The sequence below is a fragment of the Lysobacter claricitrinus genome (genome assembly GCF_045866565.1).
Taxonomy (GTDB): Bacteria; Pseudomonadota; Gammaproteobacteria; order Xanthomonadales; family Xanthomonadaceae; genus Cognatilysobacter; species Cognatilysobacter claricitrinus.
Genome location: NZ_BAAFZV010000020.1, coordinates 1 through 1030, shown reverse-complemented (window position 1 = coordinate 1030; position 1030 = coordinate 1). Strand labels below are relative to the sequence as shown.

2 protein-coding genes are annotated in these 1030 nt (G+C 68.3%); both read left to right on the top strand.

Annotated elements, in window-relative coordinates:
- Positions 1–637: flagellar motor protein (locus tag ACKTTN_RS14730; protein ID WP_407910655.1), on the top strand; the 637-nt coding region annotated here is incomplete at its 5' end.
- Positions 637–1030 (top strand): flagellar motor protein MotB (locus tag ACKTTN_RS14725; protein ID WP_407910654.1); only part of this gene is annotated, 394 nt, incomplete at its 3' end. The genes ACKTTN_RS14730 and ACKTTN_RS14725, both read left to right, overlap by 1 nt.

Here is a 1030-nt window from a genome sequence, read left to right as displayed (position 1 = left end):
TTTCGTGATCGTGATCCTCGGCACGCTTGCGGCGATCCTCGTGCAGACGCCGATGCCGACGTTCCGCCGCGCCATGAAGATCGTGCGCTGGGTGTTCAGCCCGCCGGTGCGCGACGGCCACGCGCAGATCCGCCGCCTCGTCGACTGGAGCCATACCGCGCGTCGCCAGGGCCTGCTCGGCCTGGAGAACGAACTGCGCGGCGTGCAGGACGACTTCCTGCGCAAGGGACTGCAGATGGTGGTGGACGGCAGCGAGCCGGAGCAGATCCGGCAGACGCTCGAGATCGAACTGCAGAGCCACCAGCACCGCGACATCGCAGCTGCAAAAGTTTTCGAAGGCATGGGCATCTACGCGCCCACGCTCGGCATTATCGGCGCGGTGCTCGGGCTGATGGCGGTGATGAAGAACCTCGCCGACCCGAGCAACCTCGGGCACGGCATCGCGGCCGCGTTCACCGCGACGATCTACGGCATCGGCTCGGCCAACCTCGCGCTGCTGCCGATGGCGGCCAAGCTCAAGGGCGTGATCAACGCGCAGGCGACCGAGCGCGAAATGCTCATCGAAGGGCTGATCGCGATCGCGCAGGGCGAGAACCCGCGCAACATCGAATCGCGCCTGTCGGGATACCTGCACTGATGGCGCGCCGCTTCGCCCACGAAGAGCACATGAACCACGAGGCGTGGGCGATCCCGTACGGCGATCTGATCACGCTGCTGCTCGCGTTCTTCGTCGTGATGTACGCGATCTCGTCGGTCAATGCGGGCAAGTACCGCGCGGTTGCCGATTCGCTGTCGACCGCGTTCGGCGGCCCACCGAAATCGATGACGCCCGTGCAGCTCGGCACCACGCAGATGCGCGGCTCGGATTACGACCGCCCGTCGCTCGCCACCGCCGGCGCTGCCGGCCCGACACGCGCCGCGCCGGTGCACGTGCCGCGCGTGCAGACCAACATGGTCGACACCCCGGCCCAGCGCGAGGCGCGCCAGCGTGCGGTGCGCGCGCAGCTGCAGGGCATCGGCGATCGCATCG